Source organism: Streptomyces sp. NPDC043176, assembly GCF_056436715.1.
The window spans coordinates 85,781-101,975 of record NZ_JBWKCA010000008.1 but is presented as its reverse complement, the minus strand read 5'-3'; the positions used below and the strand labels follow the sequence as shown (position 1 = coordinate 101,975).

Sequence of the window (16,195 nt, the reverse complement as noted above, 5' to 3'; positions counted from 1 at the left end):
CGGAGGGCTCACGCCCAGTCCCAGTCGATCCCCAGGATCCCGGGACGCACGCCCTGCTCCACGAGGTGCACCGTGCGGTGCCGGCCGCTCAGGGTCAGCTCCGCCCGGCCCCCGCGCGGCGCGCCCGCGGAGACCTGCGCGAACCTCCGGCAGCGCACCGGAAGCGCGGCCTCGTCGAAGCGGACCTGGAGCACGTACTGCCCGCCCGCGAAGCTGAAGCCGCGCACGTACTCCCCGCTCGGACCCGCCGTACCGTCCTCGAAGCCGTACGAGAAGAGGTACGTGTCGCCGGCCCGCAGCCGCGCGTCGAAGAGGAGCTCCGCGACCAGCACACCCGTCCCGGCATGCCACCGCACCCGCCCGGCACGGCAGTTCTCCACCGCCCGCACCGCCACCCGGGACGGGTCGCAGCCCGGGTCCCCGTGGTGGATGGCGAGATAGCGGTCGACGCCGTTCCGGTGCGCCCGCACCACGTGCTGCGACTCCCGGCCGACCAGCTCGCGCCCCGCCCCGATCCGTACCCGCTCGTGGTGCCCCACCGTGTGCAGCCCGCCGTCCGTCGGCACGTCGAGCTCCGCGAGCAGCTCCTCGACCGAACCGGACGTCTCCACCAGCGAGCGGTACGAGCGGGTCGCCGGGCGCTCCCCCTCGGACCGGGCGGCCGCGTCCTCCGTCAGGAGCCGCAGCAGCGAGTTCCCCGGCAGCTGGAGCACCTCCTCCAGGGCGCGGACGGCCTTCAGGGACTCCGGCCGCTGCGGGCGGCGGGCTCCCTGCTGCCAGTAGCTCAGACTCGTCACCCCGACCTTGACGCCCCGGTGTGCGAGATGGTGCTGGACCCGCTGGAGCGGCAGGCCGCGCACCGCGAACGCGGTGCGCAGCGCCAGGTGGAAGGGACCGGTGTGCAGCAGCTGTGCCAGATCGGCCTCGGTGTGGCTCACGAGGACTCCTCAGTGAACATTCACGGTGGGGGGTGCGGACCGTCGCGCCGCGTGGGGTGGGCGGGCAGGTGGGCCGAGGGCGTCCGTTCACACCCGGGGTCACACCGTTCACAGTCCGATGTCACCCCGCATTGAAGCGTGTTGACCCGTTCCGGACAACGGAACATGCTCCTGACCAGCGTCCGGAAGCGCTCCTCCACTCCCCACATCCCCACACCCCCCGCTTTGGGAGGAACGCGATGCGCAGTAGAAGACTGTCCCTCGCGGCACTCGCCGCAGCCGCCCTCTTCCTCGTCCCCACCACCTCGGCCACCGCCGCCCCCGCCGGTGAGGACGCCGCCCTCGCCTCCAAGAGGCTGAACATCACCATGCAGGCCCAGCAGAAGACCAACTGGTGCTGGGCCGCGAGCGGCAACACCATCGCCACCTGGTTCGGCCGCAACTACAGCCAGAACCAGTTCTGCAACGCCGCGTTCAACCGCCAACAGGGCTACGACTGCCCCAACTGGCAGGCCACGCTGGGCAACGTCCAGACCGGCCTCGACTGGGCCGGCATCAACCCCGGCTCGTACGTCGACGGCTGGCTCCGCTACTCGACCGTCCAGACCGAGATCAACGCCAACCGGCCCGTCGAGACCCGCATCCAGTGGTCGAGCGGCGGCGGCCACATGCACGTGATCCACGGGTACGACGACGCGAACAGCTGGGTCTACTGGGGCGACCCCTGGCCCTCCAGCGACCGCTACAACTGGGCCTCGCACGCCTGGTACGTGAACAACAGCTCGTTCTCCTGGACCCACTCGCTCTACCGGATCGGAGCGTGACCACGATGAACGCACGTGCCACGGCCACCGGCCTCCTCACCGCCGCCCTCATCACCCTCGGCACCCTCCCGGCCACCGCCACCACTCCGGCACCCACCACGAACGGCGCGCCGCCCGCCCCGGCCGCCGCGAACGGGATGCCGCCCGCCCCGGCCGCCGCGAACGGGATGCCGCCCGCCCCGGCCGCCGCGGGCGGGGCGCCGCTCGCCGACGCCCTGCCCGCCGCGCCGACGCCCGAGCAGGCCGCATCCGCGCCGCGGACCCTGGACACCCTCTCCCGGTTCTTCGCCCGGGACGGCGCCCTCGCCCGCTCCGCCGCCGCCCCGCGCGTCGACGGCGCGTCCGTCCCGGTACGGCTCCTCTCCCCGGACTTCGTCGCCGGGAAGCCGGGCGCGCCCGTCGCCCGCGTCGAGTTCCACGCCAGCCGGGCCGTCGCCTCGGACGGCCAGAAGGCCTCCCTCTGGACGGTCCGCCGGGCCGCCGGCTGGCAGGTGGTCAACATCGCCACCGGCGACGACGAGATCCGCTACGCCGAACAGGGCGGGCGCCTCCTCCCCGGCGGCCTCGTCTTCCGTGAGCCCCAGATCGACGCGTGGTACGTCCACAAGGGCACGAAGGTCCTGCCCCTCGACGAGGACGCGATACGGGCCGTCGGCCGCAACGGCACCACGCTCGTCGCCTACCGGTCCCGGGTCGCCCGCGCCTACGCCGACAAGCTCCCCGACTCCGCGTACGCCCGCCGCGGGGCGGCCGGCGGCTACGCCGCCACCTCCTCCGGGCCGCCCTCGTCCGCCGACTCGCCCGCCGTCGCCGCGGGTGGTACGGGTGCCGTCCTGGCCGTCGCGCTGGGCGCCACCGTCGCGATACGTCGTCGCCGCCGCACCGCCGCCGCGACCTGAACCCGCCCCCACCGCCCGCCACGGCCCGCCCCCACCGGCCCCGTGGCGGGCCTCCGCCCACCGGCCCCGTGGCGGGCCTTTGCCCCCCCGGCTCCCGTGGCGGGCCTTTGCCCCCCCGGCTCCCGTGGCGGGCCTCCGTCCCTCCGGCTCCTGTGGCCCGCCGCCGGCTCCCGCGGCGGGTTTCCGTCTCCCCGGTTCCCGTGGCCCGCCGCGCCCCACGGTCGTGCGGGCCCGCGTCCGCCGCAGTGTGGGCCTGCGCCCGTCTGGGCTGTCGCCCTCGCCCGCCGTGTGCGCTTGCGCCCGCCTGGGGGCTGTCGCGCACCGAGCCCCCGCCCCGTGTGGGCCGTCGCCCCACCGCCGTGTGGGCAATCGTCCCGCTGGGCGGGACGGGTGGGCACACGGGACGGCGCGCTTGGCGGCGCCTCCGCCCCTTGTGCCCTGGCCCGCACCCACAGTCCGGTGCGCACCGGGCGCGGGTACAGACCCGAAAGCCTGGGCCCGGCAAAGGGCGCCGTCCGTTGTGCCCACCCGTTCCGCCCCAGCGGAACGATTGCCCACAACGGAGTGGACGGAGGCGCGGGGGTGGGCACCGCCCCGGCGGAACGATTACCCCCAACGCGCGGGGGCCCGGGGGTGGGCACTGCCCCAGCGGAACGATGGCCCCCAACGCGCGGGGGCGCGGGGGTGGGTACCGCCCCAGCGGAACGAGGCCCACGACGAGGGGGCGGGGCGCGGCGGGCCGGCGGGAGCGCACGGAGGGCCAGGCGCGGGAGCGCGCGGAAGGCCGGGCCAGGCGACGGAGCCACCGAAGGCGCCGATCGGCCGGCGAGGTCCACGCGAGGGCCACGTGGCGAGGGCCGCGCCGGGCGCAGGCCGACGAGGCCACCGAGGGCGCCGGCCAGTCGGCGGGGGCGGGGGCGGGGTCAGTGGGCCAGGTAGCCGCCGTCGACGGGGAGGATGGCGCCGGTGACGAAGGACGCTTCGTCGGAGGCGAGGAAGAGGATGGCGGCGGCCACCTCGTCGGGGGTGCCGAAGCGGGCCATGGGATGCGCGCGGACGACGTCGGCGAGGTACTCGGGGCCGCCGGGTTCGAGGCGCGCGGCGGCGACGCGTTCGGTCTCGATGGTTCCCGGGGCGACGGCGTTGACCCGGATCCCGTGCTCCGCCCATTCCACGGCGAGGTGTTTGGTCAGTCCGGAGGCGACGAACTTCGCGGGACCGTAGACGGCCTGCCGGGCCTGGCCCGCGACGCCGGAGACGGACGAGGTGCAGACGATGGCGCCGCCGCCGGAGAGGAGCATGGCCTCGATCGCGTATTTGCAGGTCAGGAACATGCCGCGACCGTCGACTGCCATCACCTCGTCGAAGTCGGACGCCTCGGCCTCCGTGACGGAGAGCAGCGGGATGACGCCGGCGTTGGCGACGAGGACGTCGAGCCGGCCGTAGCGTTCGACCGCGGTGGCGATCATGCGCCGGGCGTCGTCCGGGAGGGAGACGTCACCGGTGACGGGGACGACTCCGCGCAGGGTCGCCAGGCGCTCCGCGTCGCGGTCGGCGGCCACCACGCGGGCCCCTTCGCGGAGGAATCGCTCCGCCGTCGCCCGCCCGATGCCGCTCGCCGCGCCCGTGATCACGCACACCCGGTCCGCGAGCCGTCCCCGAGCCGTGTCCGCACTGTGGTTCACCATGCTTCGCCAACGAGCGCGCCCGGCCGGAGTGTCGGTGGGCGACAGTAGGGTGGGGAGCATGGCAGACCCCTCCAGCTACCGCCCCAAGCCGGGTCAGATCCCCGACTCCCCGGGGGTCTACAAGTTCCGCGACGAGCACCGCAGGGTGATCTACGTGGGCAAGGCGAAGTCGCTCCGCCAGCGCCTGGCGAACTACTTCCAGCCGCTCACGAGCCTGCACCCCCGCACGGCGACGATGGTGACGACGGCCGCCTCGGTGGAGTGGACGGTCGTGTCGACCGAGGTCGAGGCGCTGCAGCTGGAGTACACCTGGATCAAGGAGTACGACCCCCGGTTCAACGTCAAGTACCGGGACGACAAGAGCTACCCGTACCTCGCGGTGACGCTGAACGAGGAGTTCCCGCGGGTCCAGGTCATGCGCGGCCAGAAGAAGAAGGGCGTGCGGTACTTCGGGCCGTACGCGCACGCGTGGGCGATCCGCGAGACGGTGGACCTGATGCTGCGGGTCTTCCCGGTCCGCACCTGCTCGGCGGGCGTCTTCCGGAACGCGGCGTCGGCCGGCCGGCCCTGCCTCCTGGGCTACATCGGCAAGTGCTCGGCGCCCTGCGTCGGCCGGGTGGCGCCGGAGGAGCACCGTGAACTGGCCGAGGAGTTCTGCGACTTCATGGCCGGCCGCACCGGCACGTACATCCGCCGGCTCGAGAAGCAGATGACGATCGCGGCCGAGGACATGGAGTACGAGAAGGCCGCCCGGCTCCGGGACGACGTAGAGGCGCTGCGCCGGGCGATGGAGAAGAGCGCGGTCGTCCTCGGCGACGCCACCGACGCCGACCTGGTCGCCCTGGCCGAGGACGAGCTGGAGGCCGCCGTCCAGATCTTCCACGTCCGCGGCGGACGTGTCCGGGGCCAGCGCGGCTGGGTCACGGACAAGGTGGAGGCGGTCGACACGGCGGGCCTCGTCGAGCACGCGCTCCAGCAGCTGTACGGCGAGGAGAGCGGCGACACGGTGCCCAAGGAGGTTCTGGTGCCGGCGCTGCCGGACGACGTGGAGGCCGTCACGGCCTGGCTGTCCGGCCGCCGCGGGGCCGGCGTCTCGCTGCGGGTCCCGCAGCGCGGCGACAAGAAGGACCTGATGGAGACGGTCGCGCGCAACGCCCAGCAGGCGCTCGTGCTGCACAAGACGAAGCGGGCCAGTGACCTGACCACCCGGTCCCGTGCCCTGGAGGAGATCGCCGAGGCCCTGGACCTGGAGTCGGCGCCGCTGCGCATCGAGTGCTTCGACATCTCGCACCTGCAGGGCGAGGACGTCGTGGCCTCGATGGTGGTCTTCGAGGACGGGCTGCCCCGCAAGAGCGAGTACCGCCGCTTCCAGATCAAGGGCTTCGAGGGCCAGGACGACGTCCGGTCCATGCACGAGGTGATCAGCCGCCGCTTCCGGCGCTACCTCGTGGAGAAGGACAGGACGGGGGAGTGGGGGCCGGCCGCCGACGGCGAGGTCCCCGGCGACGGCGAGGTCCCGGCCGAGGACGAGGGGCGGCCCAAGCGCTTCGCGTACCCGCCGCAGCTCGTGGTGGTCGACGGCGGGCAGCCGCAGGTCGCCGCCGCCCGTCGGGCCCTGGACGAGCTGGGCATCGACGACATCGCGGTCTGCGGGCTCGCCAAGCGGCTGGAGGAGGTGTGGCTGCCCGGCGATGACGACCCGGTGGTGCTGCCGCGCTCCAGCGAGGGCCTCTACCTCCTGCAGCGGGTGCGTGACACCGCTCACGACTTCGCCATCCGCTACCAGCGGTCCAAGCGGACGAAACGCATCCGGACCAGCCCTCTCGACGCGGTCCCGGGGTTGGGCGACACCCGGAAACGAGCGTTGATCAAGCATTTCGGCTCGGTGAAGCGGCTCCGGCAGGCGACAATCGAGCAGATCTGCGAGGTCCCCGGCATGGGCCGGAAGACCGCGGAGGCGGTCGTCGTGGCCCTCGCCCAGGCGGCCCCGGCCACACCCGCCGTGAACACGGCGACAGGAGAGATCATGGAAGACGGGGACGGCACGGCATGACCGCGCACCAGCAGGACCGGAACGAACCGCAAGACCAGCACGACCGAGAAGACGGAGCAGGACACGTGAGTACGGGCACGAAGGAGACCCCCGGCGACAACGGCGCCGAGGCGGCCATTCCCGAGCTGGTGATCATCTCCGGCATGTCCGGAGCCGGCCGGTCCACCGCGGCGAAGTGTCTGGAGGACCTCGGCTGGTTCGTCGTGGACAACCTGCCGCCCGCGCTGATCCCCACCATGGTGGAGCTCGGCGCCCGCTCCCAGGGCAACGTCGCCCGGATCGCCGTCGTCGTCGACGTCCGCGGCCGGCAGTTCTTCGACAACCTCAGGGAGTCCCTCGCCGACCTCGACTCCAAGCAGGTCACCCGCCGGGTCGTCTTCCTGGAGTCGTCCGACGACGCCCTGGTCCGGCGCTTCGAGTCGGTCCGCAGGCCTCACCCGCTCCAGGGCGACGGCCGGATCACCGACGGCATCGCCGCCGAGCGCGACCTGCTGCGCGAGCTGCGCGGCGACGCCGACCTGGTGATCGACACCTCCAGCCTCAACGTCCACGAGCTGCGCGCCAAGATGGACGCCCAGTTCGCGGGCGACGAGGAGCCCGAGCTGCGGGCCACCGTGATGTCCTTCGGCTTCAAGTACGGCCTGCCCGTCGACGCCGACCTCGTCGTCGACATGCGCTTCCTGCCGAACCCGCACTGGGTCCCCGAGCTGCGCCCCTTCACCGGCCTCAACGAGGAGGTGTCGAACTACGTCTACAACCAGCCCGGCGCCAAGGAGTTCCTCGACCGCTACACGGAGCTGCTCCAGCTGATCGCCGCGGGGTACCGCCGCGAGGGCAAGCGGTACGTCACCGTCGCCGTGGGCTGCACCGGCGGCAAGCACCGCTCCGTGGCCACCGCCGAGCGGCTCGCCGCCCGCCTGGCGGCCGAAGGGGTCGAGACCGTCGTGGTCCACCGGGACATGGGGCGCGAGTGAAACCGTACCGCCGGCGTACGTCCACCCTCGCGGTGCGGCGTACGCTCCGCAGGCGCGGCACCCAGCCGAAGGTCGTCGCGCTGGGCGGCGGCATGGGCCTCTCGGCGTCCCTCGCCGCGCTCCGCCGGATCACCGGCGACCTCACGGCCGTCGTCACCGTCGCGGACGACGGGGGCTCCAGCGGCCGGCTCCGGGAGGAGCTCGGCGTGCTGCCCCCGGGCGACCTGCGCAAGGCGCTCGCCGCGCTCTGCGGGGACGACGACTGGGGCCAGACCTGGGCCCGGGTCATCCAGCACCGCTTCCAGTCCAAGGGCGAGATCAACGGCCACGCCGTCGGCAACCTGCTGATCGTCGCCCTCTGGGAGCAGCTCGGCGACCCCGTCCAGGCCCTCGACCTGGTGGGGCGGCTGCTCGGCGCCCAGGGCCGGGTGCTGCCCATGTCGGCCGTACCCCTGGAGCTCCAGGCCCTGGTCAGGGGCCATGATCCGGAGCGACCGGACGACGTGGACACCGTGGCCGGACAGGCGACGGTGGCGCTCACCCCGGGCGAGGTGCAGTCCGTGCACCTGGTGCCGAACGACCCGCCCGCCGTGCCCGAGGCGGTCGCGGCGGTCCTCGACGCGGACTGGGTCGTGCTGGGGCCGGGCTCCTGGTTCTCGTCCGTGATCCCGCACCTCCTTGTCCCCGAACTGCTCGACGCCCTGGCCGAGACGAAGGCCCGTAAGGTGCTCTCGCTGAACCTCGCGCCGCAGCCCGGAGAAACAGAAGGCTTCTCCCCGCAGCGTCATTTGGAGGTTTTGGGACGACACGCCCCTAAACTCGCCCTGGACGTGGTGCTCGCCGACGAGGCAGCCGTGCCCGACCGCGAGTCCCTCGCCGATGCCGCCAAGCGGCTCGGTGCCGCGGTCGAGCTGGCGCCGGTGGCCGGGCCCGACGGCTCCGCGAAGCATGACCCGGAGCTGTTGGCCGCCGCGTACGACCGTATTTTTCGGATGCATGGAAGGATCGGCCCATGGCGATGACGGCAGCGGTGAAGGACGAGATCTCCCGGCTTCCCGTCACCCGGACCTGCTGCAGGAAGGCAGAGGTCTCGTCGATCCTGCGGTTCGCGGGCGGGCTGCACCTGGTGAGCGGCCGCATCGTGATCGAGGCGGAGCTGGACACGGCGATGGCGGCCCGCCGCCTCAAGCGGGACATCCTGGAGATCTTCGGGCACAGCTCCGAGCTGATCGTGATGGCCCCCGGCGGGCTGCGCCGGGGCTCCCGGTTCGTGGTGCGGGTGGTGGCCGGAGGCGACCAGCTGGCCCGCCAGACGGGTCTCGTGGACGGTCGGGGCCGCCCCATCCGGGGTCTCCCGCCACAGGTGGTCTCCGGTGCCACCTGTGACGCGGAGGCGGCCTGGCGGGGGGCTTTCCTGGCGCACGGTTCGCTGACGGAGCCCGGCAGGTCCTCCTCTCTGGAGGTCACCTGCCCGGGGCCGGAGGCGGCGCTCGCCCTGGTCGGCGCGGCCCGTCGGCTCTCCATCGCGGCCAAGGCCCGCGAGGTGCGGGGGGTGGACCGGGTCGTCGTCCGCGACGGCGACGCGATCGGCGCCCTGCTGACCCGGCTCGGCGCGCACGAGTCGGTGCTCGCCTGGGAGGAGCGGCGGATGCGCCGCGAGGTCCGCGCCACCGCCAACCGCCTCGCCAACTTCGACGACGCCAACCTGCGCCGTTCGGCCCGCGCCGCGGTCGCCGCGGGCGCCCGGGTGCAGCGGGCCCTGGAGATCCTCGCCGAGGAGGTGCCCGAGCACCTGGCGGCGGCCGGCCGGCTCCGCATGGAGCACAAGCAGGCCTCCCTCGAGGAGCTGGGCGCGCTCGCCGACCCGCCGCTGACGAAGGACGCGGTGGCCGGCCGGATCCGCCGGCTGCTCGCGATGGCCGACAAGCGGGCACAGGACCTGGGCATCCCGGGGACCGAGTCCAACCTGACCGAGGAGCTCGACGACAGCCTGGTCGGCTGACCGCCCCGTCGTCGTACGGAACGGTGAACTCCACGCTGCCGGTGCCTTTCTGAGGCACCGGCAGCTTTTTCGTACACCCGCGAGGCACCCTTGACAGGGCCATGGGCGCCGATGAGCCTGGCGTCTGTTCACCATCGTGACGGACAACAGCAAGGGGGGCTCATGGGACGCAGAGCGAGATCGATCCTCGCCGCGGCTTCACTGCTGATCGCGGGAGTGGCGGCGGCACCCGTCGCCGGAGCGCAGCCGAACGACCGGGACGGCGGCGACGCCCTCGCCGTATGGCGCGCGGTGGTCACCAAGGAGCAGGTGCCGCTGCTCCTCGACGCCGGCGCCGACGCGCACGAGATGACCGAGCAGGTGCCCGCGCGGGGTTCCGCGACGGTCGAGCTCTTCCTCACCGACCGGCAGGCAGGACGGCTGCGCGGCCAGGGCGTCGAGCTCACCGAGCACCGGCTGACCGCCCAGGCCGAGAAGCGGGTCGCCGCCGCCGGGGACGGCGTCTTCCGCCCGTACGGCGGTCCGGACGGCCTCAAGCAGGAGATCCTGGACACCGCCCGGGCCAACCCCGGCATCACCAAGGTCGTCTCCATCGGCAAGACGGTCAAGGGCCAGGACATCCTCGCCCTCAAGGTCAGCAAGGGGGCGCAGCGCGTCAAGGACGGCTCCAGGCCCGCCACGCTGTACATGTCCAACCAGCACGCGCGCGAGTGGATCACCCCCGAGATGACCCGGCGGCTGCTCCACCACTACCTCGACCACTACGGCAAGGACGAGCGGATCACCCGGATCGTCGACTCGACCGAGCTGTGGTTCGTGCTCTCCGCCAACCCGGACGGCTACGACTTCACGCACGCCGACCCCGACAACCGGCAGTGGCGCAAGAACCTCCGCGACAACGACGGCGACGGACGGACCACCACCGGCGACGGCGTCGACCTCAACCGCAACTTCGCCTACAAGTGGGGTTACGACAACGAGGGTTCGTCGCCCGACCTCGCCGACGAGACCTACCGCGGCAAGGGACCCATGTCGGAGCCCGAGACCAGGGCCCTCGACGCGTTCCAGAAGCGCATCGGCTTCGCGTACGGCATCAACTACCACTCGGCCGCCCAGCTCCTGCTGTACGGCGTCGGCTGGCAGGTCGCCACCGACACCCCGGACGACGTGGCCCTCAAGGCCCTCGCCGGCACCCCGCAGAACCCGGCCGTGCCCGGCTACCGCCCGCAGGTCTCCTCGGAGCTCTACATCACCAACGGCGAGGCGGACGGACACGCCGCCAACGTCAACGGGATGCAGATGTTCACCCCGGAGATGTCGACCTGCGCCACCGCCTCCCGGGTCGACCCGAACGACGCCTGGAACCCGGCCGACTGCGCCTCCGTCTTCACCTTCCCGGACGACGAGAAGCTGATCCAGGCCGAGTTCGCCAAGAACATCCCCTTCGCGCTCGCCGTCGCCGAGACCGCCGCCCACCCGGACCGGCCCGTTTCCCCGGTCGGCATCGAGGCCCCCGACCTCACCCCGAAGGCCTTCGCCACCTCCTACGCCCGCGGCGGGGAGCAGGAGGTCGCCGTCACCGCGCGCAAGTCGCTGCGCGCCAAGACGCTGAAGTACCGGATCAACGGCGGCCGCACCCACAGCGAGGAGCTCGCGGCCTGGAAGGGCGGCGAGACCTTCGGCGGCGAGGACAACCTCTACTTCGACGAGTACCGGGCCGAGGTCGAGGGCGCCCGCCCCGGCGACTCCGTCGAGGTCTGGTTCACCGCCCGCACCCGGGAGGGCCGGGCCACCGCCTCCGCCCCCTTCACCTACGAGGTGGCCGAGCGCCCCCGCGGCGACGTGCTCGTCCTCGCCGACGAGGGCGGCACCACGGCCGCCCGGCACACCGCCGCGTACGTGAAGGCGGTCGCCGCCAACGGCCGCTCCGCCGCGGTCTGGGACGTCGCCACCCAGGGCGCCCCGGACGCCCTCGGAGTCCTCTCCCACTTCCGCACGGTCGTCTGGTACACCGGCGCCGAGAGCCCCTCCGGGGCCACCCAGCTCGCCGTCCGCGCCTACCTCAACGAGGGCGGCAAGCTGGTCAACGCCGGCGAGAAGTCCGGCGGGCTCACCCGGATCGGCCGGGCCGAGTCCAACGACTTCGCCCAGTACTACCTCGGCGCGTACCACCGCGCGGGCCTCAAGAACCCGCCCGCCTTCGCGGGCGCGGGCGGCTTCGCCGGCGCCGGCGCGTCCCTCGGCGCGGCCGCCGACAACCCGCTCGACAACGCGGGCGCGTACACGGTCACCTCGGACACGCTGACGCCGGACCGGTTCCCGCAGTTCGCGAGCAGCGCCTCCGCAGGTGACTACCCGGGCATCAGGACCCCGTTCGAGCCCGCCGAGGGGGCGACCTTCGCCGCCGTCAAGCACGCCGACGACACCTGGGCCCGGCTCGCCAGGACCGTCGACCTCACCGGCGTCGTGGCCGCCCAGCGGCCCCGCCTCGACTTCCAGGTCAGCTACGACACCGAGCCCGGCTACGACAACCTCGTCGTCGAGGCCCACACCGTCGGCCAGGACGACTGGACCACCCTGCCCGACCTCAACGGCGGCACCTCCGCCGAACCCCCGGCCGACTGCGGCGAGGGCTACTACGTCCGCGGCCACCCCTTCCTCGCCCACTACCTCACCGTCGGCGAGGACGGCTGCGCGCCCTCCGGCACCACCGGCTCCTGGAACGCCTTCACCGGTCCCTCCAACGGGTGGCGCCAGGCCTCCGTCGACCTGAGCGCCTGGGCCGGCAAGCAGGTCGAGCTCTCGATCTCGTACGTCTCCGACCCCGGGACGGGCGAGACGGGCGCCTTCGTCGACGACACCCGGCTCGTCACCGGCACCACCACGGAGGCGGAGGGCTTCGAGACCGCCTTCGGCGCGTGGACCGTGCCGGGCGCCCCGGCGGGCAGTCCCGGCAACGCCTCCGACTGGACGCGCTCCGCCGCGCTCTTCCACTCCCAGGCCGCGGTCACCACGCGTGACACGGTCCTCCTGGGCTTCGGGCTGGAGCACGTGCCCGGCGAGGCGGACCGGGCACGTCTGGTCGGCCGGGCCCTCGCGGTGCTCCGCCGCTGACGGAGAGTAGTGGGGACAAAGGTCCCAAGGCGGCCCGTACCCGTCGGTAGGTACGGGCCGTCGGCCATTTTCCCTCACTTTCCGGGCTCGCCCGGATGAGCTCGATGTCACTCCGCGGCCCCTGGGGGGGTAGGGTCGTAAGCGGTCGGGGACATCCCAAAAAACAAAAATCTCGCCGGCGTCGAGCACACCGGCGTTAGCTGACGAGGAGATCGGTTCGTGACGATCCGCGTAGGCATCAACGGCTTTGGCCGCATCGGCCGAAACTACTTCCGCGCGCTCCTTGAGCAGGGTGCCGACATCGAGATCGTGGCTGTCAACGACCTGGGTGACACCGCGACCACCGCACACCTGCTGAAGTACGACACCATTCTGGGACGCCTCAAGGCCGAGGTCACCCACACCGCCGACACCATCACCGTCGACGGCCACACCATCAAGGTCCTCTCCGAGCGCGACCCGGCCGACATCCCCTGGGGTGAGCTGGGCGTCGACATCGTCATCGAGTCGACCGGCATCTTCACCAAGAAGGCCGATGCCGAGAAGCACATCGCCGGCGGCGCCAAGAAGGTCCTCATCTCGGCTCCGGCCACCGGCGAGGACATCACCATCGTCATGGGCGTCAACCAGGACAAGTACGACGCCGCGCAGCACCACGTCATCTCCAACGCGTCCTGCACCACCAACTGTGTGGCGCCGATGGCGAAGGTCCTCGACGAGAACTTCGGCATCGTCAAGGGCCTGATGACCACGGTCCACGCGTACACGAACGACCAGCGCATCCTGGACTTCCCGCACAAGGACCTGCGCCGCGCCCGCGCCGCCGCGGAGAACATCATCCCGACCACGACGGGTGCCGCCAAGGCCACCGCCCTGGTCCTCCCGCAGCTCAAGGGCAAGCTCGACGGCATCGCCATGCGCGTCCCGGTCCCGACCGGTTCCGCCACCGACCTCGTCGTCACCCTCGGCCGCGAGGTCACCAAGGACGAGGTCAACGCCGCGTTCAAGAAGGCCGCCGACGACGGCGACCTCAAGGGCATCCTGTTCTACACCGAGGACCCGATCGTCTCCTCGGACATCGTCAGCGACCCGGCGTCCTGCACCTTCGACGCCTCCCTGACGATGGTCCAGGAAGGCAGCACGGTCAAGATCCTCGGCTGGTACGACAACGAGTGGGGTTACTCCAACCGTCTCGTCGACCTCACCGTCTTCGTCGGCGGCCAGCTCTAAGCTTCAGGGCAGGCTTTCGATGTGAGCAGGGCTCGGGCAGCGCAACGCCGCGCTGTGCGAGCCCTGTTTGTGTGCTCCACCGCGTACCAAGGAGTCTGTTAACAGATGAAGACGATCGACGAGCTCCTCCACGAGGGCGTCGAAGGCAAGCGCGTGTTCGTCCGCGCCGACCTCAACGTGCCGCTCGAAGGCACCACCATCACCGACGACGGCCGCATCCGCGCCGTCGTCCCCACGGTCAAGGCGCTGGCCGACGCCGGCGCCCGGGTCGTGGTCGCCTCGCACCTGGGCCGTCCCAAGGGGGCGCCGGACCCGGCGTTCTCCCTCGCCCCGGCCGCCGCCCGTCTCGGCGAGCTGCTCGGCGCCGACGTGGCCTTCGCGACCGACACGGTCGGCGACTCCGCCACCGCCACCGTCGCGGGCCTCGCCGACGGCCGGGTGGCCGTCATCGAGAACCTCCGCTTCAACGCCGGCGAGACCTCCAAGGACGACGCCGAGCGCGGCGCGTTCGCGGACCGTCTGGCCGCCCTCGCCGACCTCTACGTCGGCGACGGCTTCGGTGCCGTGCACCGCAAGCACGCCTCGGTGTTCGACCTCCCGGCGCGCCTCCCGCACGCCGCCGGCTACCTCATCGCCACCGAGGTCGGCGTCCTGAAGAAGCTCACGGACGACGTCCGGCGGCCGTACGTGGTCGCGCTCGGCGGCGCCAAGGTCTCCGACAAGCTCGGCGTGATCGACCACCTCCTGGAGAAGGCCGACCGCATCCTCATCGGCGGCGGCATGGCGTACACCTTCCTCAAGGCCCAGGGCCACGAGGTCGGCATCTCGCTGCTCCAGGAGGACCAGATCCCGGCGGTCCAGGAGTACCTGGACCGCGCCAAGGAGCGTGGCGTGGAGTTCGTCCTCCCCGTCGACGTCCTGGTATCGCCCGAGTTCCCGGACCTCAAGACCAAGGCCCCGGCCAACCCGACCACGGTCGCCGCGGACGCCATCCCGGCGGACGAGGAGGGCCTGGACATCGGTCCGGAGACCCGCAAGCTCTACGCCTCGAAGCTCGCCGACGCCGGCACCGTGTTCTGGAACGGCCCGATGGGCGTCTTCGAGCACCCCGACTACGCCGAGGGCACCAAGGCCGTCGCCCAGGCGCTCGTCGACTCCCCGGCCTTCACGGTCGTCGGCGGTGGCGACTCCGCCGCGGCCGTCCGCATCCTGGGCTTCGACGAGAACGCATTCGGCCACATTTCGACCGGCGGCGGCGCCTCCCTCGAGTACCTCGAGGGCAAGACGCTTCCCGGCCTCGCCGCACTGGAGGACTGACCCACCCATGAGCACCCGTACCCCGCTGATGGCGGGCAACTGGAAGATGAACCTCAACCACCTCGAGGCCATCGCCCACGTCCAGAAGCTCGCCTTCGCCCTGACCGACAAGGACCACGACGCCTGTGAGGTCGCGGTCCTGGCCCCCTTCACCGACCTGCGGTCCGTCCAGACCCTGGTCGACGGCGACAAGCTGAAGATCAAGTACGGCGCCCAGGACATCTCGGCGCACGACTCCGGTGCCTACACCGGCGAGATCTCCGGCCTGATGCTGTCCAAGCTGAAGTGCGCCTACGTCGCCGTCGGCCACTCCGAGCGCCGCCAGTACCACGCCGAGACCGACGAGGTCTGCAACGCCAAGGTGAAGGCCGCCTTCAAGCACGGCGTGACCCCGATCCTCTGCGTCGGCGAGGGCCTGGACGTCCGCAAGGCGGGTCAGCAGGTCGAGTACACCCTCGCCCAGCTCGACGGCGGCCTGAAGGACGTCCCGGCCGAGCAGGCCGAGACCATCGTGATCGCGTACGAGCCGGTGTGGGCCATCGGCACCGGCGAGGTCGCCACCCCCGAGGACGCCCAGGAGGTCTGCGGGGCGATCCGCGGCCGCCTCGCCGAGCTGTACTCGCAGGAGCTGGCCGACAAGGTCCGCATCCAGTACGGCGGCTCGGTGAAGTCCGGGAACGTCGCCGCGATCATGGCGCAGCCGGATGTCGACGGCGCCCTGGTGGGCGGCGCGGCGCTGGACGCCGACGAGTTCGTCAAGATCGTGCGCTTCCGCGACCAGTGAGTATGCGGTAGCGGAGTTACGTCGTACCCTTGCGGGGGTCGGGCAGGTGCCCGGCCCCCGTCCGTATAAGTCCGAGGAAGTTGGTCCAGCCGTGGTTATGGGGTTCTCGATCGCCCTGATCGTCTTCAGCGCGCTGCTGATGCTGCTCGTGCTGATGCACAAGGGGAAGGGCGGCGGCCTCTCCGACATGTTCGGTGGCGGTATGCAGTCCTCCGTCGGTGGCTCCTCGGTCGCCGAGCGCAACCTGGACCGCATCACCATCGTGGTCGGTCTGCTGTGGTTCGCCTGCATTGTCGTACTCGGCCTGCTGATGAAGTTGGACGGGTAACTCCAATCACTGGACGCGCGTTGGGCCTTACGTAGACTGGGGCA

The 16,195-nt window shown here is 72.1% G+C and carries 13 protein-coding genes; 11 read left to right on the top strand and 2 right to left on the bottom strand.

All coding sequences use genetic code 11. The features are described from left to right. Positions 1-8: 8 nt before the first annotated feature. Complete coding sequence (locus tag AC067A_RS15565) at positions 9-938, bottom strand: hypothetical protein (protein WP_478619855.1); 930 nt, start codon at positions 936-938, stop codon at positions 9-11. 239 nt (positions 939-1,177) lie between these two features. On the opposite strand from AC067A_RS15565, the gene AC067A_RS15560 reads away from it, so the two are divergent. After that, positions 1,178-1,762 carry a papain-like cysteine protease family protein gene (locus AC067A_RS15560; protein ID WP_478619852.1) on the top strand — a complete coding sequence of 195 codons (585 nt, stop codon included), beginning with the start codon at positions 1,178-1,180 and terminating at the stop codon, positions 1,760-1,762. Positions 1,763-1,767: 5 nt separating this feature from the next. After that, a complete protein-coding gene (locus AC067A_RS15555; RefSeq protein ID WP_478619849.1) occupies positions 1,768-2,661 on the top strand; it encodes a hypothetical protein in 894 nt (297 codons plus the stop codon). A gap of 923 nt (positions 2,662-3,584) precedes the next feature. Here AC067A_RS15555 and AC067A_RS15550 read toward each other — a convergent pair. Beyond that, on the bottom strand, positions 3,585-4,349 hold the full coding sequence (locus tag AC067A_RS15550; protein WP_478619846.1) for an SDR family NAD(P)-dependent oxidoreductase: 765 nt from the start codon (positions 4,347-4,349) through the stop codon (positions 3,585-3,587). Between the two features lie 58 nt (positions 4,350-4,407). Between AC067A_RS15550 and uvrC the strand changes: the two genes are divergently transcribed. From uvrC to secG, 9 genes are all read left to right on the top strand, one after another. Continuing rightward, positions 4,408-6,402, top strand: coding sequence for an excinuclease ABC subunit UvrC (uvrC, locus tag AC067A_RS15545; protein WP_478619844.1), 1,995 nt, complete (start codon positions 4,408-4,410; stop codon positions 6,400-6,402). Next, positions 6,399-7,376 carry an RNase adapter RapZ gene (gene rapZ, locus AC067A_RS15540; RefSeq protein WP_478619842.1) on the top strand — a complete coding sequence of 326 codons (978 nt, stop codon included), beginning with the start codon at positions 6,399-6,401 and terminating at the stop codon, positions 7,374-7,376. Before uvrC ends, rapZ begins: the two co-directional genes overlap by 4 nt. Next, a complete protein-coding gene (locus AC067A_RS15535; protein ID WP_478619840.1) occupies positions 7,373-8,398 on the top strand; it encodes a gluconeogenesis factor YvcK family protein in 1,026 nt (341 codons plus the stop codon). The genes rapZ and AC067A_RS15535 overlap by 4 nt, the downstream gene beginning before the upstream one ends. Beyond that, positions 8,389-9,378: a DNA-binding protein WhiA gene (whiA, locus tag AC067A_RS15530; protein ID WP_017238652.1), complete on the top strand. Its 990-nt coding sequence runs from the start codon at positions 8,389-8,391 to the stop codon at positions 9,376-9,378. The genes AC067A_RS15535 and whiA overlap by 10 nt, the downstream gene beginning before the upstream one ends. Positions 9,379-9,540: 162 nt before the next feature. Next, positions 9,541-12,492: a M14 family metallopeptidase gene (locus AC067A_RS15525; protein WP_478619837.1), complete on the top strand. Its 2,952-nt coding sequence runs from the start codon at positions 9,541-9,543 to the stop codon at positions 12,490-12,492. Positions 12,493-12,711: 219 nt separating this feature from the next. Next, positions 12,712-13,722, top strand: coding sequence for a type I glyceraldehyde-3-phosphate dehydrogenase (gene gap / locus AC067A_RS15520; protein WP_478619835.1), 1,011 nt, complete (start codon positions 12,712-12,714; stop codon positions 13,720-13,722). A 105-nt stretch (positions 13,723-13,827) separates the two neighbouring features. Continuing rightward, entirely contained in the window at positions 13,828-15,039 is a 1,212-nt protein-coding gene (locus AC067A_RS15515; protein ID WP_478619832.1) for a phosphoglycerate kinase, read from the top strand. 7 nt (positions 15,040-15,046) lie between these two features. Next, positions 15,047-15,823, top strand: coding sequence for a triose-phosphate isomerase (tpiA, locus tag AC067A_RS15510; RefSeq protein WP_478619829.1), 777 nt, complete (start codon positions 15,047-15,049; stop codon positions 15,821-15,823). A 97-nt stretch (positions 15,824-15,920) separates the two neighbouring features. Then, positions 15,921-16,151 carry a preprotein translocase subunit SecG gene (secG, locus tag AC067A_RS15505; protein WP_309055488.1) on the top strand — a complete coding sequence of 77 codons (231 nt, stop codon included), beginning with the start codon at positions 15,921-15,923 and terminating at the stop codon, positions 16,149-16,151. Positions 16,152-16,195: the final 44 nt, after the last annotated feature.

Coding starts and splice junctions, on each gene's coding strand:
- AC067A_RS15560 (WP_478619852.1), top strand. CDS start 1,178: ATGCGCAGTAGAAGACTGTCCCTCGCGGCACTCGCCGCAGCCGCCCTC.
- AC067A_RS15555 (WP_478619849.1), top strand. CDS start 1,768: ATGAACGCACGTGCCACGGCCACCGGCCTCCTCACCGCCGCCCTCATC.
- AC067A_RS15550 (WP_478619846.1), bottom strand. CDS start 4,349: ATGGTGAACCACAGTGCGGACACGGCTCGGGGACGGCTCGCGGACCGG.
- uvrC (WP_478619844.1), top strand. CDS start 4,408: ATGGCAGACCCCTCCAGCTACCGCCCCAAGCCGGGTCAGATCCCCGAC.
- rapZ (WP_478619842.1), top strand. CDS start 6,399: ATGACCGCGCACCAGCAGGACCGGAACGAACCGCAAGACCAGCACGAC.
- whiA (WP_017238652.1), top strand. CDS start 8,389: ATGGCGATGACGGCAGCGGTGAAGGACGAGATCTCCCGGCTTCCCGTC.
- AC067A_RS15525 (WP_478619837.1), top strand. CDS start 9,541: ATGGGACGCAGAGCGAGATCGATCCTCGCCGCGGCTTCACTGCTGATC.
- AC067A_RS15515 (WP_478619832.1), top strand. CDS start 13,828: ATGAAGACGATCGACGAGCTCCTCCACGAGGGCGTCGAAGGCAAGCGC.
- tpiA (WP_478619829.1), top strand. CDS start 15,047: ATGAGCACCCGTACCCCGCTGATGGCGGGCAACTGGAAGATGAACCTC.
- secG (WP_309055488.1), top strand. CDS start 15,921: ATGGGGTTCTCGATCGCCCTGATCGTCTTCAGCGCGCTGCTGATGCTG.